General features: G+C 59.7%; 27 protein-coding genes. 19 read left to right on the top strand and 8 right to left on the bottom strand.

Going from position 1 to position 19888, the window contains the following annotated elements; translation table 11 throughout:
• On the bottom strand, positions 1-1434 hold a 1434-nt coding region (locus MKK52_RS04055; protein ID WP_243952478.1), incomplete at its 3' end, for a DUF4214 domain-containing protein.
• A 649-nt stretch (positions 1435-2083) separates the two neighbouring features.
• Between MKK52_RS04055 and MKK52_RS04050 the strand changes: the two genes are divergently transcribed.
• The 6 genes from MKK52_RS04050 to MKK52_RS04025 all read left to right on the top strand — a co-directional run bounded on the left by MKK52_RS04050 (position 2084) and on the right by MKK52_RS04025 (position 7028).
• Positions 2084-3304: a tyrosine-type recombinase/integrase gene (locus MKK52_RS04050; protein ID WP_243952476.1), complete on the top strand. Its 1221-nt coding sequence runs from the start codon at positions 2084-2086 to the stop codon at positions 3302-3304.
• Between the two features lie 570 nt (positions 3305-3874).
• A complete protein-coding gene (locus MKK52_RS04045) occupies positions 3875-4081 on the top strand; it encodes a helix-turn-helix transcriptional regulator (protein ID WP_243952475.1) in 207 nt (68 codons plus the stop codon).
• 197 nt (positions 4082-4278) lie between these two features.
• Positions 4279-4632: a hypothetical protein gene (locus tag MKK52_RS04040; RefSeq protein ID WP_243952473.1), complete on the top strand. Its 354-nt coding sequence runs from the start codon at positions 4279-4281 to the stop codon at positions 4630-4632.
• Entirely contained in the window at positions 4629-4919 is a 291-nt protein-coding gene (locus MKK52_RS04035; RefSeq protein WP_243952472.1) for a hypothetical protein, read from the top strand. Before MKK52_RS04040 ends, MKK52_RS04035 begins: the two co-directional genes overlap by 4 nt.
• Positions 4916-6445, top strand: a complete 1530-nt coding sequence (locus MKK52_RS04030) for a YfjI family protein (protein WP_243952471.1) — start codon at positions 4916-4918, stop codon at positions 6443-6445. The genes MKK52_RS04035 and MKK52_RS04030 overlap by 4 nt, the downstream gene beginning before the upstream one ends.
• Positions 6446-6611: 166 nt before the next feature.
• The gene (locus MKK52_RS04025; RefSeq protein ID WP_243952470.1) at positions 6612-7028 is read left to right on the top strand and encodes a DUF2786 domain-containing protein; all 417 of its coding nucleotides are present in this window, start codon (positions 6612-6614) and stop codon (positions 7026-7028) included.
• 11 nt (positions 7029-7039) lie between these two features.
• On the opposite strand, the gene MKK52_RS04020 is transcribed toward MKK52_RS04025, so the two are convergent.
• Complete coding sequence (locus MKK52_RS04020; protein ID WP_243952469.1) at positions 7040-7282, bottom strand: hypothetical protein; 243 nt, start codon at positions 7280-7282, stop codon at positions 7040-7042.
• 748 nt (positions 7283-8030) lie between these two features.
• On the opposite strand from MKK52_RS04020, the gene MKK52_RS27210 reads away from it, so the two are divergent.
• The 5 genes from MKK52_RS27210 (at position 8031) to MKK52_RS04000 (ending at position 10045) form a co-directional block, all read left to right on the top strand.
• On the top strand, positions 8031-8249 hold the full coding sequence (locus tag MKK52_RS27210; RefSeq protein ID WP_409564616.1) for a ribbon-helix-helix protein, CopG family: 219 nt from the start codon (positions 8031-8033) through the stop codon (positions 8247-8249).
• Between the two features lie 11 nt (positions 8250-8260).
• The gene (locus tag MKK52_RS04015) at positions 8261-9031 is read left to right on the top strand and encodes a hypothetical protein (RefSeq protein ID WP_243952468.1); all 771 of its coding nucleotides are present in this window, start codon (positions 8261-8263) and stop codon (positions 9029-9031) included.
• Positions 9028-9327 (top strand): hypothetical protein, encoded by a 300-nt coding sequence (locus tag MKK52_RS04010; RefSeq protein WP_243952467.1) that lies wholly within the window; start codon positions 9028-9030, stop codon positions 9325-9327. Before MKK52_RS04015 ends, MKK52_RS04010 begins: the two co-directional genes overlap by 4 nt.
• Positions 9328-9556: 229 nt before the next feature.
• On the top strand, positions 9557-9814 hold the full coding sequence (locus MKK52_RS04005) for a hypothetical protein (protein WP_243952466.1): 258 nt from the start codon (positions 9557-9559) through the stop codon (positions 9812-9814).
• Positions 9815-9841: 27 nt separating this feature from the next.
• Complete coding sequence (locus MKK52_RS04000) at positions 9842-10045, top strand: hypothetical protein (RefSeq protein WP_243952465.1); 204 nt, start codon at positions 9842-9844, stop codon at positions 10043-10045.
• Between the two features lie 29 nt (positions 10046-10074).
• On the opposite strand, the gene MKK52_RS03995 is transcribed toward MKK52_RS04000, so the two are convergent.
• Positions 10075-10317, bottom strand: a complete 243-nt coding sequence (locus tag MKK52_RS03995; RefSeq protein WP_243952464.1) for a DUF6522 family protein — start codon at positions 10315-10317, stop codon at positions 10075-10077.
• 248 nt (positions 10318-10565) lie between these two features.
• Here MKK52_RS03995 and MKK52_RS03990 point away from each other — a divergent pair, with 248 nt between their 5' ends.
• From MKK52_RS03990 to MKK52_RS03980, 4 genes are all read left to right on the top strand, one after another.
• On the top strand, positions 10566-11150 hold the full coding sequence (locus tag MKK52_RS03990) for a hypothetical protein (protein WP_243952462.1): 585 nt from the start codon (positions 10566-10568) through the stop codon (positions 11148-11150).
• Entirely contained in the window at positions 11147-11275 is a 129-nt protein-coding gene (locus MKK52_RS26860; protein ID WP_279597631.1) for a hypothetical protein, read from the top strand. The genes MKK52_RS03990 and MKK52_RS26860 overlap by 4 nt, the downstream gene beginning before the upstream one ends.
• Positions 11268-13325, top strand: coding sequence for a hypothetical protein (locus MKK52_RS03985; protein ID WP_243952460.1), 2058 nt, complete (start codon positions 11268-11270; stop codon positions 13323-13325). Before MKK52_RS26860 ends, MKK52_RS03985 begins: the two co-directional genes overlap by 8 nt.
• Before the next feature lie 271 nt (positions 13326-13596).
• Entirely contained in the window at positions 13597-14136 is a 540-nt protein-coding gene (locus MKK52_RS03980) for a hypothetical protein (protein WP_243952459.1), read from the top strand.
• Here MKK52_RS03980 and MKK52_RS03975 read toward each other — a convergent pair.
• From MKK52_RS03975 to MKK52_RS03955, 5 genes are all read right to left on the bottom strand, one after another.
• Complete coding sequence (locus MKK52_RS03975; RefSeq protein WP_243952457.1) at positions 14133-15230, bottom strand: hypothetical protein; 1098 nt, start codon at positions 15228-15230, stop codon at positions 14133-14135. The two genes, MKK52_RS03980 and MKK52_RS03975, sit on opposite strands and share 4 nt — an antisense overlap.
• 204 nt (positions 15231-15434) lie before the next feature.
• Positions 15435-15668: a hypothetical protein gene (locus MKK52_RS03970; RefSeq protein WP_243952456.1), complete on the bottom strand. Its 234-nt coding sequence runs from the start codon at positions 15666-15668 to the stop codon at positions 15435-15437.
• A 217-nt stretch (positions 15669-15885) separates the two neighbouring features.
• A complete protein-coding gene (locus MKK52_RS03965) occupies positions 15886-16104 on the bottom strand; it encodes a hypothetical protein (RefSeq protein ID WP_243952454.1) in 219 nt (72 codons plus the stop codon).
• Positions 16105-16305: 201 nt separating this feature from the next.
• Positions 16306-17103 carry a tetratricopeptide repeat protein gene (locus MKK52_RS03960; RefSeq protein WP_243952453.1) on the bottom strand — a complete coding sequence of 266 codons (798 nt, stop codon included), beginning with the start codon at positions 17101-17103 and terminating at the stop codon, positions 16306-16308.
• A gap of 89 nt (positions 17104-17192) precedes the next feature.
• Positions 17193-17591 (bottom strand): lysozyme inhibitor LprI family protein, encoded by a 399-nt coding sequence (locus tag MKK52_RS03955; protein WP_243952451.1) that lies wholly within the window; start codon positions 17589-17591, stop codon positions 17193-17195.
• 319 nt (positions 17592-17910) lie between these two features.
• Between MKK52_RS03955 and MKK52_RS03950 the strand changes: the two genes are divergently transcribed.
• From MKK52_RS03950 to MKK52_RS03935, 4 genes are all read left to right on the top strand, one after another.
• A complete protein-coding gene (locus tag MKK52_RS03950) occupies positions 17911-18273 on the top strand; it encodes a hypothetical protein (protein WP_243952450.1) in 363 nt (120 codons plus the stop codon).
• A gap of 352 nt (positions 18274-18625) precedes the next feature.
• Positions 18626-18994: a hypothetical protein gene (locus MKK52_RS03945; RefSeq protein ID WP_243952448.1), complete on the top strand. Its 369-nt coding sequence runs from the start codon at positions 18626-18628 to the stop codon at positions 18992-18994.
• The gene (locus tag MKK52_RS03940) at positions 18985-19326 is read left to right on the top strand and encodes a hypothetical protein (RefSeq protein ID WP_243952447.1); all 342 of its coding nucleotides are present in this window, start codon (positions 18985-18987) and stop codon (positions 19324-19326) included. Before MKK52_RS03945 ends, MKK52_RS03940 begins: the two co-directional genes overlap by 10 nt.
• Complete coding sequence (locus tag MKK52_RS03935; RefSeq protein ID WP_243952445.1) at positions 19317-19487, top strand: hypothetical protein; 171 nt, start codon at positions 19317-19319, stop codon at positions 19485-19487. Before MKK52_RS03940 ends, MKK52_RS03935 begins: the two co-directional genes overlap by 10 nt.
• Positions 19488-19888 lie beyond the last annotated feature (401 nt).

Here is a 19888-nt window from a genome sequence, read left to right as displayed (position 1 = left end):
TGTTCCGCCGTGGTCGAGCTGGTCCGTGTAGTACGCCAGACCACCTGCGTCCGGCGCCCGGCCGAGCATGGTGTAGTACACCCGTGCAACCTGAGCCGCCTGCGCGTCGGGCACGAACAGGCCGGCGTTGAGGGTCGGCTGCAGGTTGGCCAGATGCTCGGGTGAGAACACAAAGCTTTGCGCGACATCGACACGGGCCACGCCGTGGGCGAGTTCGTCGACATAATATTGCAGACCGCTCGCATCGGCGGCACGGTGCAGGGTGTTCTGGTAGAGTTGCTGAATGAAGGCCGTGTTATCGGCGGCATTGAAGCGGGCTTGACCCTCAGGCGACGCCAGGAAATTAGCGGCCAGAGACGCTGGGTCAGTCCCGTGCGTGATCTGGTCGGCATAGTACTCCAGTCCGAGCGTATCTGGCGCACGGCCGAAGATGCCATCGTACAGCGCGTAGATTTGCCCACCGGCGCTGTGGGCATCCGTTGTCACTGTGCCGAACAGAGCGTTCGTGCCGGACGCCCCATCTGTGCCGCTTGTGACAGTTCCGCTGCTTGCAGCGGCGCTGGAGACGGCAGCCGGCGCCACGGCAGCGGTCGCGCCGTAGAGGCCCGGATCCTGGCCGTCGGGGGAGGAGACCGCCTGCTGGGCGACGGCGACCGCCCCGGGGGCGTTCGAATAGACGCGGATATAGTCGATCGAGGAAGAGATCGGCACGCCCGCCACGTCGGCGTTGTTGGTGGCGTTGGCCGCCCCCTGGGTCGCGAGATCCGCGATCAGGTACATCGGCCCATGCATGTCCGAGGGCGTCGGCTGGGAGCCGACGAGCTTGCCGTCGACGTAGAAGCTGATCTTGTCGCTCTGCCAGTTCATACCGTAGGTGTGGTAGCCGGCCGGGGTCGGCAGCTCGCTGTAGACCTGACGGTTCTGCTGCCACGGCACGCCGTTCTGCGGATCCGTGGTGTGGATGGTGCTGTAGACGCCCCGATCCCAGTTGCCGTAATGCTCGACCACGTCGAGCTCCTGCCAATTGCCGGCGTTGTACGGGTCCGGGATCTTGGTGACCGGCGAGAGCCAAAAGGCATCCCAGGCCCCTACCTGCGCCGAGAAGTCGGCGCGGATCTCGTAGTAGCCGTAGGTCTGCGCGAAGCTCGCCTTGGTGGTGATCAGTCCGGACTCCCAGCTGCCCGGATAGCCCGACGTCGTCCGATCCGGCACCGCCGTGATCGTCAAGGCGCCGCCGCCGACCTGGAACGGATCATAGCCGGAACTCGGATCGACGAAGGAGGAGTGGCCGAAACCGATGTCGGAGTTCTTGTCGTAGCGCCATTCCGGGCGGATGTCGGCCCAGGTCGTGGCGGCCCCGGTCTGCGAGATGCTGCGGCTGTTGAACTCGTCGTCGAAGGTTAGGCGGTAGCCGGTAAGATCGATCGCGGGCATTGCTTAAGCATTCCACGGCCAAATAAAGTGGTAGCTTAGATCAATAAAACGTAAATTTATTCTTATAGAAGGCACTGTGGTCAAAAGAGATTTCAAGAAAGCGCCTAGCTTACCAAAATGTCTATGCAAAAATGGTAAACATAAACTCAAGCATGCAGACCGGACAGTCAACATCGCCGGTCAGCGCACGTCGGCAACTCGGTGGCACCGCCACCCGCGCCGTCGCCCGCGTCTGGATCTGCGAGCCTCCAGCCCCGAAGCCGGGGAACGTCGGCCAAATGCGATGAGGGCTTCGGTGGCGTTGGCGGGGTCGTTCATGCTGCGACGGTCGCGCCACACGACCTGCCATGAACCCGCGGTCCAGGTTCAATTGGGCATCGAGGTTCGCACGAACCTCTGAGCACTTCACAAACCGCTAGCTAAGTCGTTGTTTTGAGTGGTGCTGCGAGACAGGATTGAACTGTCGACCTCTTCATTACCAAACATCTGACATAGGCAAACATAGCCTAACAGAACAGGTAATCAGAGCGCAGGAAAAGCGTCTCACGCACCGGCACTTGGCACCACTGTGAGCCATTGTTAGTATCGTTGGGTAACAGGGCAGAACAGCCCATTTCCGTTACCCAGGCGATACCCAGGCTCACGACAGATGACCGCAAAGGTGCTGACCGTGCAAGCCGTCGACAAACTGAAGCCGGACCCGTTGGTCCGCCGCGAGATCCCCGACGCGGGAATGCCCTCGCTGTACCTCATCATCCATCCCACGGGCCGCAAGGCGTGGTGCGTCCGGTATCGCTTCGGCGGCCGCACCCGGAAGATGATGCTGGGCCCATATCCGGCGCTTGATCTGCCGGAGGCTCGGGACCGCGCTCGTGATGCGGTCAGGATCCTGTCCCTCGGCAGAGATCCAGGCGCCGAGAAGATTGAGGCCGCAAGAACCGTTCGAGCCCGGCCAGCCGATCACGACCTCATCGTGAGTGTCGTGGAGGATTTCCTGACCCGGCACGTTCGGAAGCACAACAAGCCGACTACCGCCGCCACGGCCACGCAAATCCTGCACAAAGACGTGGTGCCGATCTGGGGCCGCTGCAAAGTGACGGAGGTCACCCGACGCGACGTGTTGGATCTACTCGACGGGATCGTGGATCGCGGATCGCCGGTGATGGCGAACAGGGTGCTGGCGACCGTCCGCAAATTCTTCAACTGGTGCGTCGACCGCTCTATCATCACGGCCTCGCCGTGTGCAGGGGTGAAAGCACCATCTCAAGAGACGGCGCGCGACCGTGTGCTGAGTGATGCCGAACTACAGTTGGTTTGGTCAGCCGCCGAGAGGGTAGGGTGGCCGTTCGGCCCGTTCGCAAAGCTTCTCATTCTCACAGCTCAACGCCGCGACGAGGTTGCAGGGATTGCGAGGAGCGAGTTGCAAGGGCAGGGCGCAGAATGGCACTTGCCGGGTGCGCGATCCAAGAATGGCTTGGCGAACATAGTCTCGCTCAGCGATGCGGCGCAGGCAATCCTCCATGGCCTCCCTAAGATCAAAGGCGACTACTTCCTGACAACGACAGGGGAGGGGCCTATCCGTGGCTACTCCCGTGCCAAGAAGCGCCTCGACGATGAGATCGCGAGCCTGAACGACGGCAAGGCAATTATGGCCTGGACCTTCCACGACCTTCGACGAACAGCGGCCTCAGGAATGGCCCGGCTCGGCACCGATCCGCATGTTGTTGAAGCGGTACTGAACCATCGTTCGGGGACCATCAGCGGCGTTGCTGCGGTCTACAACCGCTACCAGTACCTCGCTGAGAAGCGTGCGGCGCTAGAGGCGTGGGCTGCGCACGTCCAACACATTTTGCGGGAAGCTGAGGCTTAGATGGTCACCGCCCCGACGGGTAGACCCCGATGCAGGCCGAAGAAAAACTTTCTGACTGATCCAGATCGCATAGTCATTGCGTTCGCTGAGGGACTCATCTTGGGGCGTGGTGAAAGCGAGCGAGTAGCATATGATTTAGCTGTCGTCTTGTTTTCGGGAGATGAAGTTTTACCCGAGAAAAAGCCTCGTGGGCGAAGGTCGAAAACTTGGGTGCATACGGCATACAAAGTCACACCAGGACATGGTGTACCGGCTTCGGTATCTGGCCGAGCTGCCAGCCTTAGGCAAAAATGGAAGCGTGTTCAAGGTGAGCCGAAAGCATCTCTTTGGATGCATTTGATGGCTGGAGCTTACGCAGTTGTACTGACTGATGCTGCCATCGACGACGCAGCAGGTAAAGTTAGGACATTTGCTGCAGCCGCGGGCGAAAGTGATCTCGCTGAGAGCATGATTATACCGCTTCTGCGACAACAAAATTCATAGCCCGATTTAATCACGAGGGTTTCCCGTCGGCAAAACGTGCAGGGTGCACCTGCGCGGGTGAGTTCGCGCGTGTTTGGAGGTGTGAAGATGAGCAATCGACAGAAGCTCTACTGCACCGCGCCCCAGGTTCGCCGCCGCTATGGCGGGATATCCGAAATGGGCCTTTGGCGCTGGATCCACGAAGGGAAGGTCAACTTCCCGAAGCCCGATCTGATCGTGAATGGCCGGCGGCTTTGGAGCGAGGAAACCCTCGACACATTCGATGCCCGCCTTGCGGTGAAGGAGGCTGCTTGAGTCATGAAAAAACCCGCATCGCGGGGCGACACGGGTCTCTCGAATGCTTTCCGGCAAGTCAGCGTTGAGAGATATGCGCCAGATCACGCCCCTCTTCAAGCCCGTATTCTAAGCCATCGCTTCGGGCTCCCGCCTGCGACGGCGGCAATGCTGGCCGAGCTTGCTTATCCCGTCCTCGACTCATGGAGGGCGCAGCGATGAGAGCCACCTCTATCCGCTCCATCTTTGCGGAGGCAGATCGCCGCCTCCGTACCGCCAGCCCCGGCGAAGCCACGCTGATAATCGGCGCCGAGTACTTCGAGGCCATCGGCGCCCATCTTGCCGGTACCGTCTATTTGAAGGTCTCTTCAGAGGGCTGGGAAAATTGGCAGATCAATAGCCTGATCCTGAGCACCTACCTTGATCTAATGAACATGGTCGGCGACACGTTCGCAAAGTTCGGACTGGAAGATGAAGCCTACGTCCACCGGTGTCTTATCGCCGCCGAACGGGGCTTCCTTGACCGAGGCGACGATCTTTTTTCGCAGGCTATTGAAGGAGGTCGCGCATGAGCGCCCCCTCCTTCCACTCCGACCACTTCGCTTATGGCGATCCCGATAAGCTCCGCGCCACCATCGCGGAGTTGATGGCGGCCGTTGCCATGCGCGCCAACATGGCCGGCGACTACGCGCAACTGCGCGACGATGCTGGCCTTCGATACAGCCTGCGATGCGCGGCAGCCGAGTTTAGTGCCGCTCTCAATTTGCTCGGCGACCTGACCGAACAGACAGAGCGCGAACGTCAACGGCAGCAGGTCCCCGCATCTCGTCCTCATGCGAAGATAGAGGCTCGTCCATGAGAGCGCAGCACTTCGCTACCGAGCTTGATCGGCTCACCCTGATCGACGCCGACGATCACGACCGGCATGAAGATGGAGGTTTCAAACGGCAGGCGGCGACTCCCGAACGCCTGCCGCTTTTCCCGCCGCTGCCACCGGCCGCGCCATACCCGCTCGACGCTCTCGGTCCTATCCTCGGCGAAGCAGCCTGCGCCATCGCACGCAAGGTGCAATCGTCGCCTGCCATCGCGGCGCAGTCGGTGCTGGCCGCTGCCTCGTTGGCAGCACAGGCACATGCCGATGTCCGTATGCCTTATGGTCAGCGCCGCCCGCTTAGCCTTTACCTCGTGAGCAGCGCGTCATCTGGCGACAGGAAGAGCACCACCGACAATGAGGCATTGTGGCCGGTGACTCGCCGAGAAGATCAGCTTCAGGAGATGCACAGCCGCGACCACCAGGATTGGTCGGTCACCATCGCGGCCTGGGCTGCTGAGCGGAAGAAGGTTGAGAGCGACCGCAAGCTCGGGTTCGAAGATCGGCGCGCTGCGCTCTTGTCTCTCGGACCAGAACCCCTGCAGCCTATCCGGCCGGTGCTGACCTCAGCCGAGCCGACCTTCGAGGGGTTGATCAAGAGTTGGCCCTCGATGCCAGCGGCACAGGGCGTCTTCAGTGCCGAGGGAGGGCAGTTTACCGGTGGACACGGCATGGCGCAGGAAAACCGCCTCCGGACAGCCGCTGGCTTTTCGGTTCTCTGGGATGGCAAGCCTGTCACTCGCGTCCGAGCCCTCGACGGTGTGTCCGTCCTGAAAGGGCGTCGCCTCGCCATGCACCTGATGGTACAGCCTGAAGCCGCCGCTGCGTTTATGTCCGACCCAGTTCTGCGCGATCAGGGCCTGTTATCCCGGATCCTTGTGGCCGCACCGGACAGCATAGCCGGCACCCGCCTGTTTCGGGTCGCCACGGCGGCCGATGCTGAGCAGATCCGGCGATATCACGCCCGCATGCTTGCCCTCCTGGAAGGCTGGCCTTCCGTCGTCGACCGGACGCAGGGCCTTCAGCCTCGCGAACTGCCGATGAGCGAGGAGGCAAAAGCTCAGTGGCGCGACTTCTATAACTGGATCGAGGAACGATCCGGCTCGCAGGGCGACCTCCGTGCCATTCGCGACTTTGCATCGAAGGCAGCCGAACATGCCGCCCGCATCGCCGGGGTGCTAACCATCGTCGCTGATGAGCGTGCGTCGGCCATCCCCCCTGAGATCATGACGGCAGCGGTGCGGTTGACCACTTGGTACACCGATGAGGCGCTACGCCTGCAGCAGGCGTGCCGCACTGACCCGGCGCTGCTCCGGGCGCAAGCTCTCCTCGACTGGCTTAGCGGCCGGGATGAGATGGACGTGAAGTTCAGCGATGTGTTGCGGCTGGGTCCGGCACCCACTCGCACAAAGAAGGAAGCCGACGCCGCCGTTCGCGTCCTTATCGAGCACAACCTCGTCGAGGAAATAAGCGAGCGGCCCCGGCTGGTCCGCGTGGTCAGCGGAGGCGTCTAGGCATGATGCAAATTTCGAAAATCACTGCCCCCGCTGCGAAACTTGCGAATTCTGCGAAACTTGGGCGGTTTGGGGCTCGAACTTTCGCAGTTTTCGCAACATTCGCACGGGGCCCCCTGAAATCCGCATTTTTTGCAGCCGTCTATCGAGCGTCGGAGGGATCGAGGTGAGCCCCGGCGATCTGGACCGTTTTCGAAAGTGCCTCGCTCTCGCTGAACGTGGCGCCACAGCCGGTGAACGTGCTGCGGCTTACGCAGCGGCTGAACGCATCTCGGCGTCCGCCGGCATGACCTTAGCCAAGGCGAAGGAAAAGCTCTGGCCGGCTCAGCCTCATGCTGGTCAGAAAACTTTTCGGTCCCGCCGCACCTATGCCTGGGCTCAGCCTGCCGAGCCGGTGAAGCCCGTCACAGTCGAGGAACTGCGCCGCCAGAAGGCTGAGACTGAGGCATGGCGAAAGCGTGCAACTGCCGCCGCTGATCGCAAACTCAGAAAACACTTGGCTGAGGAAGAAGCCTACCGGGCGCAACAGCGTGCGATGCAGGCTGAGCGTGATCGAGAATGGGCACAGTCTCGTGGTCTATGAAGGCAACGGGCTCAGCCCGCCTGACTAGACGGCGCTTGCCACTCGACGCCTGGGTGCTCGCGGATATCACCAGCCTTAGACCCGGTGTCCGCATCGCTCGCCCAATCGCTCGGTTCGTCGACAGCCTCAATAAGTGCGTCGGGGTATTCGGCCGTGAGGAACAGACGCGCCTCACCTTCGGCTTCAGCCCTGACTGTGACGAGCGGCTTCGGCCCGGCCTCTGTGCGCACCTTGGCGATGAACAGCTTCGTCATGGCTTGTCTCCGTTGCAGTTGGCGCCAACGGGTCGGGTGGAGGAAGGTTCACGACGAAGCCTGTCTCCTACGGCCCGCAGGTCCTTGCCAGCAAAACCCAGCGTGGCCTCATATCCCGACGCTAGCGGCTCCCGCTTCGGCCGCCTGCTTGACGGTCGCACCGCTCCTCAGCGCTTCAGCAATGGCAGTCGACATGGTGTCGATGGCAGATGCACGGTCCTCCCCATGCTGGTAACTTTTGTCAGTTTCGGATTTGGATCTTCCGCTATAATTATCGGGAAATCTCACATCCATTCTTTTTTTAAGCATAACAGTAGCAGCTTTATAATCATCATCGAAGTTTCGCAATCTGCTAGACGAGCTGTTCTGCGCCCCCTCATCCATATCTCTTCCAGCATCCCGGCGGCGTGTTCGGTCCTGGCCTCGCCCAAATACGAACTCCATTATCTTAGCGATTAGCCAACTCACCGGGTTCATCAGATTGCCTTATCGGGTAGCAGCGGATGCACCCCTATCGACAGCGTAACGCGCGTGGAAGGCTTCGGGGACGCTTGCCGATAGGTGCATGCGGCATGCGGCAGAACAACGCACGCAGCGCATCACAAATAACAACAATGCATATCAATGCATAACGGTGCAACAGCGAAAGCAAACAAGCACAAAAAATCAATATACACGTTGATGTTGCATCTTTGACTATCGCATACCATCGTATTGGCCACGCAATCGCAACGCGGTAGCCACAGCGATGACTACTCCACTCCGACGAAATGCCCTGCTGCGGCTGAAGGTCGAGTCCGATCTTGCCCGAGCCGTTGAGTTCACTGCCCGTCAACGCGGACAGACCACGAGCGAGTTCGTGCGTCAGAGCGTTCGCGCGCAGCTTGCCCGCCACGGTGTTCGCTTCACCCCGGATGATGGTCCCGCGCCGGCTGGCCCTTCGGCCGCCCTCCGTCCGGCAGCGTGAGGGGGATCGGCATGAGCGCACTTCCCACCGTCAACATTCGCCACAACCGACTCGACGGCGATGTTGCGCCGTTCGTCAGCATCGGGCGCAGCAGACCCGATTTGGTGCAGCCGGCTTCTCTGGCGCCGCGAACCTCTGCTCAGATCCTCGCTGACCGCGATGCGGCTCAGGCCGAACGCGAGGCTTTAGAGGCCAGCCGCCCCGACCTCTTGCTGAACGGGTCTGCCGACGAAGTCGTTTCCCTTGATCACCGCATCGCTCTGACCAAGGTTCGGCAGGATCAGGCCGAGGCCCAGCACGCCGCTGCGCTGATTGCCGAAGCCAAGGCCCAGGCCGAGCACAAGGCTGAGCAGGCCCGTCGCAATGCTCTTCGTAAGCAGGCGATGAAGGCTAGCGCCGAGAACGCCAAACTCTGCGACGATTACTTGGTCGCGGCTCGGAAGCTCTCGGGTCTTCTCGGTCAAATTCGTGAACGTGAACAGCTTATCGCCGAGGCGAACCGGAATTTGCCCGAGAATGCCGAGCTGGTTCCACCCGGCGAGCCCTTCAATGGGCTGGCTGGGATCGCCGCCAGCCACGAAGAGACGGTCCAAGAGATCTACGATGGCACGGACGAGAACGGCAAGCGGAGGTACCGCAAGCATCCGATGACCCAATACCGCCCTGGGCGCCCCGCCGAACCGCATCGTCCGCTCAGCACCCGCGCCTACCTGCCAGGCCTCGGTCGCGATGCGGCGCCGATCTGGGGCGTCCGCGAGTACATCAACGGAGAAGCACGATGACCCTGTTCAACCGCAACGAAATGGACGCTGGCGCCGCGATGGCTCGTCGTGCGCTCGGCAAGCCTGAGCCTACCGGCGACCGGCCCAAGACGCAGGACGAGCGCATCCGGGAATGGGGCGAGCGTTGCCGCACCGAGCAGTCTGAGACGAAGGCACGGGCGGCGATCCCGAATGCCATTCGGACTCGCGTGCTCAGTTCTGAGGAAGTCCGTCACGTCGGACGCCCCGGCACGTCCTACGCCATCGGCGACACGCGCCCTGCGATGGACGGCACGCGGTGGAAGCGGGTGGGCTGACCCTATTCAGAGATGCGCGGGCGCCAATCAGATTGGCCTCCGGCCCGCGCCATTGAGGGCGAAGCGGTCAGCCCAACAGCGACAAGCCGACCTGTTCCCTTTTGGCCATTGGGGGGAATGCCAAGGCCGGCACGACTGCAAACCCCGTCGACCAAGCGACGGACCATCCGGGATCGCGGCTGAGGGACGACCTCGCTGCGGTCCCGCCCTGGCACCTGAGAGGCGACAGATGGCGACGACCTTTGTGAACCTGACGACCGACTGGCAGCAGATCAGCGCCGTCGCAACGACGGTACAGGTCACATCGGGCGCGATCCTATTGCAGTCGGCCGCAGCACAGCCCGCCGCGACCGAAGCGCGAGGTCACGTCTTCGGGTCTTTGAGTGTGCCGGGCATCGGTTGGGGCGCTCAGACCAGCGGCGAGAAGCTATACGCCCGCGCCCTTCAGGACACAGCCTCCATCGTCATGACGCCGGACATCGGCTGACCAAGCCCACCGATGCGCGAGACAGACATGCCGAAAACCAAGACGGATCAGACCACCGAACAGCCCGCCGAGGCGACGGTGCTCCTGACGCCTTTCGTGCCCGCCGATCCTGGCGATGCTCACGGCATCGGCGCGACCGTCTTAAAAGAGATCGATCCCCGCACCCTGCACGAGACCGCCGAGGAGGCTGAAGCCCGCTGGCTGACGTGGCAAGCGGCAGGGGTGAGGTAAGGCTTACCGTGTCTCTGTACGCACCGAACTCACCATCGCTCCTCGCTAATGAGGAGACCACGGCAGTCGAACAGGCCACGCCAGCCTTTGTCGTGAAGACGTACCGTCACCCGCGTCAGGCCTTCAGCCTCGCCCTCACCGGCTTTGATGCGCGAGTCTACAAGGCCCCGTCGTTCGGATCGCTTCAGGTAAGTGTCGCTGACGCCGAGCCGTTCAGCCAGTTCGCGGGGATCAACGATCCAATCGCCCAGATGACCCATGGTGAGCCGCATGGAGTCCTCCTCCATCAGCTCGGCAATACGTGCGGGGCTGAGGCCTACACTAGCACGGCACGCGGAAGGATCAGAGGAAAGATCATGTCCCGCCCCCGTGCAGAGCGGAATGGGCAGCAGGTGCGAGTTCCAGGGTCCTTGGGGAGGGTGACCGGTGCCTCGGGTCCGCCTGAGCGAAGCTTCTGTCTAGGCGCAACCGCCCAAAACCTCGCAACGCGCAACACCTGACGCAACAGGCAACACGCAACATGGCAACGATTGAGACCAGAGCTGCTTTTGCCCGTCGCCATGGCGTCAACCGTTCGACCGTGGGACGTTGGGAAACGAAAGGTAGTCTGGTCCTGACGGTCGACGGGCTGGTGAACGTCGAAGCGTCGGAGCAACTTCTCGGCAGCCGGGCGCAAACCTATCGCGGCGGCAAAGCGAAGGGGCCAAGTGCTCAGGCTGCACGGAAGCCAACTCAGCCGTATTTGGATCCGTCTCCTAATCCGTTGTCGCTAGCGCGTACCGGCCTCGCCGAGGTCATCCGCGCAATCGGCCCCTATGCTGCCCGCATGGCTGTGGAGTTCGGGGCACCTCTGGAGGTTGCCTACGGGCTGGATTTGGCTGTTGCAGTTGAGGCCGATGAAATCGCTACCCGGTTCCTCGTTCAGCACGGCGATACCGCTGTAGCCCAGAGCCACGGCACGTTGGCCAGCATGGGTCTCGACTTCGCGGAGGCGGACTGGAAGTCCCTCGCAGAGGTTGCCGGTGTTCTGCTCGACCTCGATGCGCTCGATACGTGGTTCACGGCGACTGACTACTGGTTGGCGCCGCCCAAGGCATCGGCATGACCGATCAGCCGACCTCCCCATCCATCCCGAACGACCCGCTGCGTGTCGGTGAGATCCGAACCCTGTTCGGCATCCGCCTGCGCTGGAACGGCAAGCAGTGGCAGAAGGTGACCACCGATGGCTGACGAACGCCTGCGCCTCGTCGCAGAAGTCCAGGACCAATTCACGGGTCCGCTCGACAAGCTCAACACCGCCCTGCGCCGCACCGCTTCGACCGGCACCCAAACCGGCAAGGACTTGGCGAAGGATTTCGAGGGCTTCCACGGCACCCTCGGCAAAGCGACCTCGGCCTTGCAGGGTATGATTTCGCCGTTGCAATCCCTTGGTGTCGTCGGCTTAGGCGCTGGCCTCGGCCTCGGCGGTATCGCTACAGCGCTGCGCAGCTTCTCTAGCGGCACGCAGCAACTGTCGATTTTGTCTAAGGAGACGGGTCTCGCGGTCAACGAGCTGCGGGCTTTCGGAACTATGGGAGAGCGGTTCGGCGTTTCGGCCGACACTATGCAAGGCGGGGTGAAGCGGTTCGGCGATGAGATGTATAAGCTCAGGCACCGATACGGCGAGGTTTACTCAGAGTTGCAGGCGATGAACCTCGGCGACATGCTTGAGAAGATGATTGCTTCGCCGAACATGTCAAAGGCGCTAGAGTCGGCCATTGAAGGCATTGGACAAATCCAAAATCCTGTCGTTCGTCGCAAGGTCGCGGAGATGCTTCTCGGCTCCGACCAGTTCGGCGCTATCGCAGCGGAATTGAAGGACAAGTATCGCAAGGTTCTGACGGAGATCATCGCGGCACAGGGTGATCTGACGAAGGATACCGAAAAGGCGGCGGCCGAGTTTGAAAAGAATATGAGCCGCATGGGCAACGCGGCAGAGCGCCTGAAGCTCAATACGCTCGGGCCACTGCTGAAAGGCCTCAACACCATCGTCGAGAGTGGCGACCGCAACGGCATCCGGGGCAACGCTGAGGCGATGGACGCCGACCTCGCTGGGCGGCTCGCCTCAGCTACCAAGCAGCGCAACGACCTATCGGCCGATCCAGTCAAGAACGCCGAGCAACTGAAGTCGCTTGAGAAGGAGATCGCCCGTCTGACTGACGCGATCCGCCGGTCTAAAGACCCTGCTGGACCTAGCGGCGTCTCCGCGATCCCGATGAGTTACAGCGGCGGCCCGCTAGGTGGTGGTGGCGCCAAGATCTACAACGCCTCGTATGGCAGCGGGGGCTTTGGCGGCGGGGCAACGGGTGGCCCTGCGCTCGGCGGTTTTGGGGGGCCTCTTCCGACGCTTGGCGGCGGGTACGGTGGCAGTCTAGGCGGCGGTTCGGGCGGCAGTCGCAGCGGCGGCAGTCGTGGGGGCGGCACGTCGGAGGCGCCTGTGCCGACCGGGCCCGCGCCTGCTAGCAGCGATGCGGGGAACCTTACCGCATTGATTGATCGCGAGGCTCGTCGAGCCGGCATTGATCCCCGTGTAATGCACGGTATCCGTGCGGGCGAGTCGGGGCACCGCCAAAACCGCAACAACCCGGCCGCCGCCTACGACCATAATCCCGGCACGCCAGGGCGCCCAGAAAGCTCATGGGGGCCCTTCCAGCTCAACCGACTGCGAGGCCTAGGGCAGCAGTTTGAGCGTGAGACGGGACTAGACGTTCGAGACCATCGCACGATTGCCGCCCAAGCTCGGTGGGTAGCCGAGTTTATCGCGAAACAGACACGCCGGAACCCGAACTACAGCCCATTCCCGACGTGGCAAGGCTTCCACGGTCGGCGCGAGTCGGACCCACGGTGGGGCGACTCAGGCTATGTGCCTACTGCTCCTCAACAGAATGCTGAAGGCGCGGGAAACGTCTCGCTTCGTACACCCAGCGCCCCCGCTGATGAAAATGGAAACTTCCCGAACGGTGCCCCGCGAGCCTTGAAGCCGCAATCAATGGCTGACGATCCGCGTGTGTCTGGACAGGTTGTTGGGCGTGGTGGTCCTGGCGGTGCACGAATGGGCGATGCGATGATGCGGCGGCTCTACGGCGACCAAGCGCCCGTCGCACGGGGCCCGGCAAAGGGCTCACTGGACATCACCCTTCATGGTTTCCCGGCTGGTACGAAGCCGCGTTCATCCATGGACGATCTGTTCAAGGACGTGACGGTCTCCAAGAGCCGGCAGATGGAGACGACGAACATCTAAGCTTCGGGCCGGGGCTACGCCTGTAGTGCCGGAGGCGACGACCTCATGAACTTATCATACGGGGCACCGTTCATGATTTTGTCAAGTACTAATGTCAAAACAATTACGAACTTGTCACTTAGCACATTTAAGTTATTTCTTTTTACTGCTACCATTTGGTTTTGCCGGCGGCTTTGGCGGGCGAGGCTTAGATGCTCCATCTTTAGCCATGCCACCGGTCACGGTATGACCGCTTTTTTTGCTCGAGGGCGGTTTTGCGGGGTGAGCTTCAATGGATTGCAACACCACACCTCTTGCAGATCGGCTAGCCGAAGCGAAGATAGATACCTTGAAGGAAATTATCCGCAATGCTGAGTCATTCCTCAGCGGTCAGCTGACGTCTGGCTTAGCATCAAATCAGCGCGCGTTAACACTAACAAGCGTACTCGCGGCCGCCACTGTCGTCCTGGGTGGAGCGACAGCCACGCTGCTCGTCGGAGCAACACCAAACCCGCCGCTGGCGGCGATTTGTGGGCTTGTCACGGCCGGTTTCTTAGTTTCGATGGGACTCGCAATTTCAGCTGCAAAGCCAGCTGATTGGTACTTAGCTGGAAATACACCAGCTAGCTGGGTCGAAGATGTCGAATTAGGGAAAATATTAGAACGCTCTTTAGCTGAGCAAGCATCATGGTATGCCGACATGATCGCAGACAACCACGCTACAATGGAACGAGCTGACGATATGATAATTTTAGCGCTTGAATTCGCATGGGGTAGTATAGCAATGGGATGTATTTTGTGCGGAGTTCTATCCGGACTGCTAATCAATTAACTCCTTCCCAAAGGAAAATAAAATGCTTCGAAGATATCGGCACAGGTGTGTTCATTACTCAAGTTTATGCCTTTCCGGTTTTCGGGCCAACTTGCGTTTTGTGGCAAAAATTTACTCAATAAATCTCGAATTGTAGGCAGATTTGTGCTGGGAATACCATAGGCCGTCGCATAAATCTCTCTCTCCGTCGCCATAGTGGCCGGCTTTAATAAGCTTAAGTTTTGCTCATGAAATCCAAATCCTAAGAACATAAGCCTCTCGCAACGAGAAACTGCAGATCTCAACCGCTCAACGGTCTCAACGTCGCGAATTTTTTCAGTATAAGTAGCAATATCTTTAGAGACCTGTATGAGGGGATCGCCCATTAAGATGTTGCCATAATATGACGCCGTCTCACCGTTGTTCGCCATAAAAGGCAATTTACCCACTGTTCCATATGGATGAAAAATGGCCAAAGTCTTCATGATTTCAGAAGCTTCATTTTCATTTATATTGTACAATGCCATAAGAGCGTGAAGGAAAAAGAACTCCAAACTTCTATCGTAGTTGAAAGATATGATCGTACAGTTGCGGAAGATATCGGATATTTGTCTTTTGAGAACTCCGCGGGTAATTAGTTTAAACATTTTGGTGTAGAACGTGGAAGCCATTTGCAAAAAGTTGTCTGGTAACCATCTTCCTCCGAAATCAGTTCTTAAATAAGAGCGTTTTTCCGCGTTTTGGATCGCATAGGCAATTGATAACTTGCCCAAAGCTTGCAACTCTGAATTGTCTGAATGCAAATGCAAAAAATCATCAATAGAGTTTGAGAGATGTATTCCAACTTTGAGAATACGTGCAGCCTCACGGTAAAGGCGAAAGTCATCAGTATTTACTGCGTTGGTTTGGATGACGCCCTTTCGAATACGTTCCTGTATGGCGTAAGCGTGTATAGTTTGAGAAATTTCTTCGACGGCCATCAATCCAGGTTGATTGGTAATTAAGTTGCTATTAAATAATTCCGAAATATTTTTGGCGAGTGTGTAGCCAACTGGAAATCCAGCCTCGTAGCTTGCACCTGCTCCAATTACAAAAACTGTCGGCCGCATTAACATCAGCGCTTCTCTCAATGCATGTGCGCGACCGACTTATGGCACAATTGCCGGACCTCGGGACGCGAGTTATGTCAAGTCGCCTCGGATGCAACCTTCCTCAATCTAACGCCCATCCCCTCGCCGTTCTCCTTAATCAATATGATGCTGGCGGGCCGAACCCGGCGAGGTGCTGAACGAGCGCGACCTCACCGGACGCAATTCAAATCAGAGATCAGGGACGTCCGCCTCAAGCCAATCCGCTGCAGCCTTCAGCGTCCCGAACTTATGCGTCTCGGCCGTGAACGGAGTTGGGTAAGGCGGGCTTTCGGTGAGCGTCTCGACAACCCAGTCGCCCTCGTAGCCATCCTTGGACACTTCGCGGACGACGCTGCCGACGACCTTGCCGTCGAGAAGGAGATCGAAGCTGCCTGGGGCGAGCCGTTGAAGGGTGTATGTCATCGATTTCCCAGCATGAACGCCACACGTCATCAGTGGCGCAACGCCGACCGAGGACGTCAGTTCGCCCCCTTCAAATCTTCTCGGTACCACGCGCATCCCTGCCCTGTTACCCAGCCTGTGAGGGCGGACTAGTTTGCTCGACGCAGCTTCATTCCAACGGGCTTCCAATGAACTCAGGCTGTCCAGGTTGATGGTAGAAAGCCCGCTGAGGCGGACACTATATAGCTGCGCCCTCGCGCTTGATCGCGTTGATGAACTCGGGCCTGACGCGGTTAACTGTACGACGCAGCGTGTCCGTGCCGAACCGCTCAATACCATCCTGCACTAGCCAGCCCTGCACTTCCTGTAATCGCTTGCGATCCAGAAGGTAGAATGACCCACAAATCGGCTCGATAAGCATGATGCGGGCAACGGACCGAGCTGACTTCATCAGCATTTCGTCGGCTGTCTGAGCACTAGCCAGCAGCGGTATGAGAGCGGCCGCCGACGCTACACCGAAGCACCAAAACCGCCTCACTTCAGATAGCCCTTCGTCTTCAAGTGCTCGCTCGGCAGTATCATCCTGCAGGATCAGGATTTTCTCAACCTCACCCCCGGTCCCTCGCCGTTCTCTTCGGTGAAGATGACGCCGGCGGTTTCAAGGTAAGCTGCGGATCCCGCCGGGATTGATGATTAGGGGGGAACGACCACCGTTCATCGCTGCCTGCGCCTGAACCGCAATGACCGGGGGGATCTGTGTGTCCTCCGGGTGACTCGCCACGAAAGCCTTGAGATCGGCCATAGCAGCTTCGGTGCGACCCGCCCTGATGTATGCAAGGCCACGCTCTCGAAGTGCGTCAGTCCGGGACGAGTCCATTTCAATTGCAATGGTGAGATCTCGAATGGCGTCCTCGTCGCGGACCAGCTTTGCGTCGATGCGACCACGATCAACCCGCAATCCCGCATCTCGTGGGTCGATAGTGATGCCGCGATCAATGTCCGCAAGGGCCTGATCTAGCCGACCCATCTCCTCGTAGATAAGGGCCCGTCCTCGAACTACGAAGGCATAGCCCGGTGCAAGGCGGATCGCCGTACTAGCCGCTTCGAGGGCTTCATCATAGCGACCAGCCAACCTCAGCGCATTTGCTCGATTATCTTGATATCCGCCGACGGTTGGGTTGAGGCGCGCAACCTCGGCGAAATCGCGTGCTGCTGCAAAGTAGTTTTTTAACTCGACGTAGGTGTGGCCCCGTCGATTGTAGGCACGACCGACAAGCGACTTGTCTCGGGTGTTATTAATAACTGTCGTACATGCAGCGACGCGGTCGCTGGCTTCGCTCGCCGTCTTGCAGCGCTCCATGTTTTGCTCAGGTGGCGCTTCACGTGCCTGCGAGTAAAGACCGCCACTGAAGGCGGAATGCAAGCTAAATGCCAGTATTAAACCAAGCCCCACCATCGATATCTCTTCTAAGTTCAGAGCTCAGCATTGCTTTAATAATATTTTGAGACCTTACGTAGGCAAAAATTAGAGTGATATGACGACGATTAATCCTGCAGGTCCGAAAGCTCTTTCAAAAGATCCGCCCTTTTTGCAGTTTCGTTAACAAAACATTGAGAGTCTATTATTCGCGCAATAGAACCGCTATTAACTATGCTAAACAAGGAGCAGGTAGAGGACCGATACTCAATCCACTTCCTTTGTGCATCTTTCACAGTATTTCTCTGATCATCATTAGACTTCGACATTAATTTCTTATAATTCTCATTAAGGCGCCTGTCCTGCTTGACGTTCTCTTTTTCGTCGCAACTAAGCATATCGGCGGTGGTGCCATCGCTGCTCTCGATGCATTTTCCGTGATCTACAGATAGTGGACTATCGATTTTTGGGGGTTTGGCGCCATTTGGCGCCGCTTGCGCAACTCCAAGCATAGCAGTTGCTGCCATGCATAGAGCTATCGAGCTAAAACCTCTCATTACAAATAGCCATTTTCTTTAAGATGAGAGCTTAGGATCTGTCGGATAGCTTCTGCCCGAGATATTGGCGCGTCAGGTCGCTCTTTGCGCCAATTATCAACTGCTGCAACAAGGTCTGGCGGCATCCGGATACCCTGATGCGGCGTAACCCCGGTCGCCGGGCGCCCGCGCTTTTTCTGGGTATCAGGAATTGACATCCACATAATTTCCTGGGTATCAGAAAAGCGGGCTGAGGGGAAGCTGTAACTTCCACCTCTGCCCTGACCACGACTCAAGGGACAACTCGATCATGGCTATCCACCACCCTACACCGCCCATTCGCGGCGGTGAACGCCCGCGCTTGCCTTTCGCACAGCGAGGCCCCGTCACCATCGCGCTCGCGGCCATGCAAGCCGCCGATCCCGACCGCCAGCGCATCCGCGAGTTGCGCCGTGCCATCGCCGACAGGATCGAGGCGGACATTGCGTTGTTGGACGCGCTGGCGGGCGACACTGACTTTGAGTTCGATGACGAACTTGAAGACGAGAACGAGCACGGCGGCGACGTGCAGGACGAGCCGCATGACGCGCAGTTCGACGATGAGCACGCAGCGCAGCCGGTCTTCATGGGCAGGGGCGCATTCCATGCTGGTAGCTTCGGGAGGGACGCATGAGCGACCCTGCATCCCGTCGAGGCTTTCTACGTGGCCTCACTACGCTCCCGCTCATCGGCGGGGGCATCACCCTGATCGGCGCCCCGTCTGCCGTTGCGCAACCCATCACAAACGGCTTGCTGATGGCCTACAACGAGTGGCTGTTTATGGAGCGGCGGATACTCTGCGAGGAGCAGTGCCCCGGCGATCCCACCTGGGAGCGCTTCACACCGGCCAACACGGGGGCGGGGTACTTCCATTTTGACGGTCCGGGCCATTGGCGCGACCCTCACCGGCAGCCTTCGACCCGCGCGGCGCTCGTGCTTAGCGCCGTGGGCTGCGACTGGAAAGGGAGGGGGATATGGTAGCCCCTATGCAGCGCCGTGGCTTTCTGCGCGGCCTTGTCTCGCTTCCCCTCATCGGGGGCGGTGTGACGCTCATCGGTTCGCCGATTGCTGTCGCCGAGGCTTGCAACCTCAGCTTGTTGGATCGCTATACTGACTGGCTGGCCGTTGAGTACGGCGACGCTCTAATTGAGCGGTGCGCCTTGGCGCCCAGCAAGAGCCACTCGAATTCGCTCGCGATTATGAAGTTCCGTCGCGAATGGGTTCAGGACAACCGCACGTTGAACCCTCGGCAAGATCGGTTCGAGAGCGCCCCGGCCGCGCTACCGTCGACCCGCGCCGCACTCGTTCTCAGTGCAATCGGATGCAACTGGCAGGAGGGCTCGTCATGGCTGTGAAGCCGCACGTCCGCCTCAGGCTTGCGACTGAGGATGGTCGCCGCGTCGGCAAGACGTCCAAGGCGACACGGATCGCTGCTCAACAAGCAACTGATGTGGCCCGCCTGCTTCGATCTATCGCCATGATCCGAGGGGAGGCCGAGAAGGCACAGGCTCGTGCGCACGAGGCTGAGAAACTGATGCAGGCGGTCTTCGCTGTCGCTTGCAAGGGTGATCCGGTTCTGACCGTTGCCATGGTTAGACACGCCGTCATTGAGGGGGCGAACGCGCACCGCATCGGCACCGTTGTGCGCTACTGTGAGATGGCCGAGGAGGGCACGCTATGCGCCTGATCCTCTCCCTTCTCGCGGTCGCGCAGATCCGTCTCGCCCGGCACGACCTTATGCGATCCGACCTGCTGTTGCGGGACGCGGATGAAGCCTTCGCCCGATCCAGGCGGCGGGTGGATCTGGCCAATGACCTCGCCCGGCGAGCAGGGTTCGGGCAGCGGTAGCGCCATAACCGAGAAGGGCATCCACGCCCGCCCAGCAATCGACCAAGAAGGATAAGCAGGCGTGGAGGCCGACCGAAGTCGACTGTTCGAACGTACGCTCCGGTGCGTTGGCGATCTCTAACCTATGCAACTGCACCGCACGAACGTCGCTAGCGCATCCGGTGGCGAAAAGCGGCGAGCGTTTCTGGACCCACAGGTCGCTCGGGCTTGCGACTTAGGGAAAGGGCGCGCGTTGGCCGTCGATAGCCTCACCTGCGCAGCGGAGCGACACATGAACGCGAACGATCCCGAACTTGTGGACGACTTCACCCGCCTGCACGCGAAAATGTCGGCATTGGAGATCGTGCTGGGCGTCCTGATCGGCCGCCTGTCCGAGGAGAACCCTGAAATTCGGGAGGACG

Source organism: Methylobacterium sp. J-067 (assembly GCF_022829465.1).
Lineage (GTDB): Bacteria > Pseudomonadota > Alphaproteobacteria > Rhizobiales > Beijerinckiaceae > Methylobacterium > Methylobacterium litchii.
This window is presented reverse-complemented; position numbering and strand designations above follow the sequence as displayed.